The organism is Klebsiella sp. Q11 (assembly GCF_964241505.1).
Taxonomy (GTDB): Bacteria; Pseudomonadota; Gammaproteobacteria; order Enterobacterales; family Enterobacteriaceae; genus Klebsiella; species Klebsiella michiganensis.
Genome location: NZ_CAXSXW010000032.1, coordinates 1 through 6,297, shown reverse-complemented (window position 1 = coordinate 6,297; position 6,297 = coordinate 1). Strand labels below are relative to the sequence as shown.

The following is a 6,297-nucleotide window of genomic DNA, read 5'->3' as shown; positions in this document are numbered from 1 at the left end:
ACAGTCCAGCTTGGAGCGAACTGCCTTCCCGGAACTGAGTGTCAGGCGTGGAATGAGATAAACGCGGCCATAACAGCGGAATGACACCGGTAAACCGAAAGGCAGGAACAGGAGAGCGCACGAGGGAGCCACCGGGTGGAAACGCCTGGTATCTTTAAAGTCCTGTCGGGTTTCGCCACCACTGATTTGAGCGTCTGTTTCTGTGATGCTTGTCAGGGGGGCGGAGCCTATGGAAAAACGGCAACGGCGTGGCCTTTGTTTGCTTTCCGCGGCTATTGGCTCTGTTGCTTTGTGTTCTTACGCATGAGCCTCTACCGCTCGCCGCAGCCGAACGGCAGGAGCGTAGCGACTGAGTGAGCGAGGAAGCGGAAAAGAGACCGGTTTTACACTGAGCACTGACGCTCTGAGGCCCTTTATGACGAAACAACAGAAAACGGCGCTGAACATGGCTAAGTTCATCCAGAATCAGTCCCTGCTCCTGCTGGAGAAGCTTAACGAGCTTGATCTTGATGCTGAGGCTGACCTTTGTGAGAAACTCCATGATGATGCTGAGCATCTTTTCCGTACACTGTCCTCGAGACTGGATGCATTACAGGATGATAACTGATGGCCCGAGTGTCTATTAGTGAGGCTGCCCGGCTAACGGGTAAGAGCCGGACAACACTGCACAGGTTAATTAAAACAGGTGAACTGTCCACTTGTAACGGTGAAAGAAATGCAAAAATGGTCGATACCTCAGAGCTTTTACGCGTTTTTGGCCCCTTTGAGCAACCGAAGGGCGAACACCATTCTGGACAGGTCTCTGAACAGCGTGATACAGCCCCTGCTGACCAGAGTGAACAGGTCATTCGTCACCTAAAACAGGAGGTTGAACACCTGAACACCTTGCTTTTATCCAAGGATTCGCACATTGACAGCCTGAAACAGGCGATGCTCCTTCTTGAAAACCACCAGGCAAAATTAACTGACGCTCCGGCGCCGTGGTGGAAATTCTGGAAAAAATCCTGATCGCGTCATGCTTCCGTTTTGCTCTCCGGCCATTCCGGGGAGTTCCTGAACCTTCCCAAAAATTGCCAGATCTCTGAACGCTCCTCACAACGAAAAATACCCACACCCCACGCAAAATTAAAATTTTGCTGATTTCTATTTAAAATCAATTAATTAATAGTTTGAAATTTCGTTTTTTAAATTTTATTTACATAGATCAGACTCTATGACGAGTCGTCATAGAGTCCCCGGGGAGTCGTCATAGAGTCGGTAATGACTCAGTACTATAAAATCAGAGAGTTAACATCGAACCGACTCTAGACACGACTCCCCGTTTGGTTGATTTGTGACCATGGCGACTCTAGGCACGACTCTAGAGTAGAGTCGCGGGTGAATCGTGTGGTAAGTCGTCCGGTGACTTGCCATTCGTCAGTGCCGGCTGTTATGAACTGGATTCCTGAAGGTGCTGAAACCTGTTTTCCGGCTGCGCCGGCAACGTTTCGCGGCCACGCAATAAATTGCGTCCCCGTTCACCGCTTTTGAAATTACGGTGGCTGTTTCTATAGTCTGAAATCGATAGTTGCGTTTTTGAGCATCTGATAAGTCTTTTCATCGGGTGCAGCAGGTATTTTTGCTCGTGTAATAGCTGAAATAGCAGCTTTGCAGAGCCTTTCGTCACCCTCTTTTGCTGTTGCATCATTCACTGAGCCATCAGGCTGAAGAGAGATATTGATCACGCAATTTTTTCCTGCATATGCGTTTGGTTCGTTCATCTGCGCAGCTATGGCCTTTTGTACCTGGCGTGCGTATGTACTTATTCTGGATTGTTCCGGAATCACTGTAGTGGATTGAAGATCACCTAAAAGATCGTCAACTTCCGCTGGTTTTGTGTTGGCAGGTGTGGCACGGGCATCCATCTTTAAGGTGTGACTGCCATTACATGCTGTCATAAGAAGTGGAAGAACGAGTAAGAGAGCTGGTAGTGGTCTGATGTGCATGAGCATATTTCTCTGTTCATCCCTGATGAGGTACAGGAAACCCCTTTTATGGCGTTTCCCGGCATAATTATTTTCGATGAACTAAGAACGCCCATTATAGCCGTCCCAGTATGAAGATATTCCTGCTTCCAGGAGAATTTGACGCTGCTTTTCGGGGTTATCAGCATCGTACTCTTTGCCAAGGATCCGCGTTTTCTGTCCACCGGACAGGACGTCAGGGCAGCTGAAGCTTTCCACCCGCTTCTGAGCCTGAGCAGGCGTTAGACCATCGGTTCTGTCTTTTTTCCCCTGGTCGTAGAGTTGCTGCATCATGGGTTTCAGGGCTGTGATACTGTCGGCCCTTTGCATGCGGGTATTAGGGTCGAAATGCATGCGCTCAATAGCGGATGCAGCATGGCTGGCATTTCGTTCAACGCTGGTCTGTGAGCCGGAGCAGGCGGTCAGCAGCAATGGAAGAATGAGAGTGAGTGGCCTGATACACATCATGGAGCTTCCCTGTCTGTTTAAATTAACCCCATGATAGATGCAGTTAATGGAGTTCGTAAACAGTTGAAAACATCACACGACTGGACTTAAACCTGGTTGAACAGGGGGGAAGTGGAGGATACGTCGACGCGCTTGCCTAATAGTGACGGGCAAGTAATAAATTGCACACTGTGACAGGTTACTCAGCGCACTAAATGCGGATTCTGCCGTTGTCCCACAACGGCTAGAACCCGGACTTTCCTGGCCTGATCATCAACCTCATAGAGAACATGCTGTCCCATCAGACTGAGCCGGCGAACGTCATCGCCATATCGCGAGTCCACTTCGTAAAGTCTGGGGTAATCGGAGAGCTTGTCTGCTGCAGCGAGGATACGCTCCGTGACGTTTCGGGCATCCCACAGCGATGAATTTTCCGCGATATAGCCAAACAGTGTTGTAACGTCCTCGATAGCCCCCTGTTTCCATTCCACGTCATACGGCATCGCGGACTTCCCGATAACGGCCATGCAGCCGCTGGCGGAGTTGTTCGGTGGTCATACCCGGGCGTGTGTCAGCGCGAGCAGCGGTGACTTTGGCACGAACCTGTTCCTCATACTCCGCCTGGGCCAGTTCCTCATTAGCCAGACGTTGCAGCAGTGCGGCTTTATCTGCACCACCGGCGGGCAGTATCCGAGGCAGGCTTTCGGCCAGTTCCCGCAGAAAGTTTGCATTTTCGTAGTGTGAGGTATTACTCATGGGGAAGCCTCCCTGTGTTTATGCGTGTGTGTGAAGGAGTGTAGCAGGGGGAAGACCGGAAAAATATGGTTAAGCTCGCTCCTGATTGCTGGTGCGTATTCTGTCCCAATGTGAACGCAGTTTCTCAGTTCTGCTGTCGGTAACCGTTCATCTTCGCCAGAATACGCACATGATTCAATTTTTCTCTCCGCCCATTCCAGGGAGTTCCTGAACCTTCCCAAAAATCGCCAGATCTCTAAACGCTCCTCACCACTAAAAATACCCACACACTACGCAAAATTAAAATTTTGCTGATAGCCATTTAATTTCAATTGGTTATCTATTTTAAATTACGTGAACTTACCTTCTGTAAGGTGAATCCAATTCGTTGATGACTCTATGGTGAATCGCTGACGAATTACCCACGATTCATATGTGAATCACGCTTTATTATCATATTGTTATGATGAATTGACTCTTGATTCAATTCATCATTTTGGATGTTTTTTGTTCATGGTGATTCTTGATTCAATTCACGATTCGAATCGCCGGTGAATCGTGTGGTAAGTCGTCCGGCGACTTGCCATAACGTCATTGCCGGCTGTCGACGAACCCGATTCCTGAAGGTGCTGAAAACCTGTTTTTCGGCTGCGCCGGCAACGCTTCACGGGGACGCAATAAATTGCGTCCCCGTTCACCGTTTTCGGAGGTGAAGAACGTCGGAAACAGACGTCACCCTGGCTAAACGAACTGAATTTCCGCGCTATGCACTTGCTCGCATACTCATGCATGACGTAAAAACAGCAGCTGCGCGTTTCTGGCGGGTTTTCGGGTGGTTTATTGCCCATTTTACAGGTTTCCCGTCAGAAACGCCCTGAGGCCGTTTTAGCGGTGCGCATAATCAGGGCTTTATGTTAAATGGCCGGCGTAAAAAAGCCCCGAAGGGCTTTTACCGCGTATCAACTAAGTTGAACCATGGGCTGATTTATAAAAAATAAAAAATAGTCAATTTTATTTATAAAGAATGGGTTTAATAAAACTTTGCTTATTTTAAAATAAACTAAAGACCTGTTATTGACAGGGTGGGTGATAATATGTAACCTCAGCACTGTATGTTTATACAGTTGTTTTTTTATTAATCTATACGTCAGAGAGGTAATTTAAGTGGGTATTGAAGATTCTAATAAAGGTCCAGGTTGGCATGATCATGATACTCCTTACGGGACTATCCATAGCTATGATGGTAATACTAGTACTTATAATGGTGGTGGTGGTTCAGGCGGGGCTGCAGGAAGTGGTTTTACCGGGTTAACAGCTAATACATGGGTTGATGTTTCAACAACAAAGGATTACAACGGTCGGTACATGTCCATGTGTTTAAATAACTTGAAGGACCACGAAGGTTCTATCAATACCATGTATAGAGATAGCAAGGGGAACATCACCATCGGTATTGGACATTATCTTGGATCTGCTCAAATGGCTCAAGCATTGCCATTTAGCCGAACTAAAGTTGTTCGTTTACATGGTGATGATATGGAAAGTGAGGTTGCAGTATCTAAAAGTGATATAGCTGCCGCATATAACGCTTATAAGAAAAACCCAAAAGAACAGCAGAGTATTCACCTTTCGAATGCAGATGTAATCGGTCAGTGTATTAAAGATGTTCAAACTACAGAGACTGGATTACGCAGCCTTTACCCTGGTTATAATGATTTCTCTGATCCACGAAAAACCGCATTAGTAGACATGGGATTCAACCTTGGTGTACCAACGCTTAAGGAAGTCTTCGTTAATTTTAATGATGCGGTAAATCGTGGTGATTGGAATACAGCAGCTGATGAGAGCCATAGAACCCTAAATCAAAGGGGTGATAAAAGGAATAAAGATACTTACGATCAGTTGCGGTATAATCGATAGTAGTATAAATTTGTTGCTCCTATCTATTAGGATGGGAGCAAGTCATAAGTAATTTTTTAAGCTTATAGACTATGATGAATTTAATGTCTTCTATGAGGTTAAGTTATGATACGTTTTTTGTCTTTTTGTTTTTGTTTTTGTTTTTTATTTTTATTTTGTGTTGGTGAAGCATCTGCTGATGTTAAGGTTTATTTTGCTCCGAAATCTACGGTGTATGAAACTGATACGTCAGCTGAGATTAGGAAGTATTTAGAGAGTTTTGGTAAGGGGGGGGGGGGATATGAAAACGACAACCCTAAAGCTGTAATTGAAGCCATGATAAAATATCAAAATAAAATTCAGAAGAAGGTTTCTGGGTTTTTTAATGGTAATGATATGATTAAATATGATGGGGCTGTTTGTAAAATATCAATAACAACTGGGAATACCGCTCCATCAGATCCTATATTAACTCAGGTGTTTGCGCTTGAACAGTTGGCTGATAATGGTCTGAAACCTTGTCGTGAGCTTAATAATAAGTTGGTGTCAGTAATTGACAAGGATGATAATTTTAAATACCCAGCGGTGGTTAAGAATTATGGGTTGTTATCTATGGATATGATATTTTATTTTAATAATAATTAACTTTCTTTGCTGCTAATTTTGGTGGTTTCTTATGCGTTGCCGAATTATTTTATTATTTGTTGCAGTGGCATTGTTAGTATCATGCCAGGCAAACTATATCAGGGATGTTCAAGGCGGGTCTGTGGCGCCCTCAACGTCTTCTACGATAAGTGGTGCTAGTTCTTAGTAAAGGATCTTCTTGTGATCCTTTATTGATCATCGTAATCTCTTGCTCTGTAAACGAAAAAACCACCCGGCAAGGTGGTTTTCTCGAAGGAGCAGAAACCGGCAAGTTTCTGAACCGAGGTAACTGGCTTTCGCAGAGCACAGAAACCAAATTCGTTTTATCAGTGTAGCCTTTGTTAGCCTCACTCATCAAGACTTCTTTGCTCTGCGAACCTGTTACCAGTGGCTGCTGCCAGTGGCGCTTTTGCATGTCTTACCGGGTTGGACTCAAGACGATAGTTACCGGATAAGGCGCAGCAGTCGGACTGAACGGGGGGTTCGTGCACACAGTCCAGCTTGGAGCGAACTGCCTTCCCGGAACTGAGTGTCAGGCGTGGAATGAGATAAACGCGGCCATAACAGC

The 6,297-nt window shown here is 45.8% G+C and carries 9 protein-coding genes; 5 read left to right on the top strand and 4 right to left on the bottom strand.

Annotated elements, in window-relative coordinates:
- The first annotated feature begins 415 nt into the window (after nucleotides 1–415).
- The gene (locus ACESQ2_RS28255) at nucleotides 416–607 is read left to right on the top strand and encodes a Rop family plasmid primer RNA-binding protein (RefSeq protein ID WP_044347887.1); all 192 of its coding nucleotides are present in this window, start codon (nucleotides 416–418) and stop codon (nucleotides 605–607) included.
- On the top strand, nucleotides 607–1,008 hold the full coding sequence (locus ACESQ2_RS28250) for an AlpA family transcriptional regulator (protein WP_044347889.1): 402 nt from the start codon (nucleotides 607–609) through the stop codon (nucleotides 1,006–1,008). Before ACESQ2_RS28255 ends, ACESQ2_RS28250 begins: the two co-directional genes overlap by 1 nt.
- 539 nt (nucleotides 1,009–1,547) lie before the next feature.
- Here ACESQ2_RS28250 and tolA read toward each other — a convergent pair.
- The 4 genes from tolA to ACESQ2_RS28230 all read right to left on the bottom strand — a co-directional run bounded on the left by tolA (nucleotide 1,548) and on the right by ACESQ2_RS28230 (nucleotide 3,206).
- On the bottom strand, nucleotides 1,548–1,985 hold the full coding sequence (gene tolA, locus ACESQ2_RS28245) for a cell envelope integrity protein TolA (RefSeq protein ID WP_044347900.1): 438 nt from the start codon (nucleotides 1,983–1,985) through the stop codon (nucleotides 1,548–1,550).
- Between the two features lie 81 nt (nucleotides 1,986–2,066).
- Nucleotides 2,067–2,471 carry an Exc2 family lipoprotein gene (locus tag ACESQ2_RS28240; protein WP_044347891.1) on the bottom strand — a complete coding sequence of 135 codons (405 nt, stop codon included), beginning with the start codon at nucleotides 2,469–2,471 and terminating at the stop codon, nucleotides 2,067–2,069.
- 182 nt (nucleotides 2,472–2,653) lie between these two features.
- Nucleotides 2,654–2,953 carry a type II toxin-antitoxin system RelE/ParE family toxin gene (locus ACESQ2_RS28235; RefSeq protein ID WP_044347893.1) on the bottom strand — a complete coding sequence of 100 codons (300 nt, stop codon included), beginning with the start codon at nucleotides 2,951–2,953 and terminating at the stop codon, nucleotides 2,654–2,656.
- Nucleotides 2,943–3,206 (bottom strand): hypothetical protein, encoded by a 264-nt coding sequence (locus tag ACESQ2_RS28230; protein WP_044347895.1) that lies wholly within the window; start codon nucleotides 3,204–3,206, stop codon nucleotides 2,943–2,945. Before ACESQ2_RS28230 ends, ACESQ2_RS28235 begins: the two co-directional genes overlap by 11 nt.
- Nucleotides 3,207–4,349: 1,143 nt before the next feature.
- Between ACESQ2_RS28230 and ACESQ2_RS28225 the strand changes: the two genes are divergently transcribed.
- The 3 genes from ACESQ2_RS28225 (at nucleotide 4,350) to ACESQ2_RS28215 (ending at nucleotide 5,895) form a co-directional block, all read left to right on the top strand.
- Nucleotides 4,350–5,105 carry a glycoside hydrolase family protein gene (locus ACESQ2_RS28225; RefSeq protein ID WP_094955594.1) on the top strand — a complete coding sequence of 252 codons (756 nt, stop codon included), beginning with the start codon at nucleotides 4,350–4,352 and terminating at the stop codon, nucleotides 5,103–5,105.
- A gap of 105 nt (nucleotides 5,106–5,210) precedes the next feature.
- Complete coding sequence (locus ACESQ2_RS28220; protein WP_128335106.1) at nucleotides 5,211–5,729, top strand: hypothetical protein; 519 nt, start codon at nucleotides 5,211–5,213, stop codon at nucleotides 5,727–5,729.
- Nucleotides 5,730–5,760: 31 nt separating this feature from the next.
- Nucleotides 5,761–5,895: a colicin release lysis protein gene (locus ACESQ2_RS28215; protein ID WP_071891505.1), complete on the top strand. Its 135-nt coding sequence runs from the start codon at nucleotides 5,761–5,763 to the stop codon at nucleotides 5,893–5,895.
- Nucleotides 5,896–6,297: the final 402 nt, after the last annotated feature.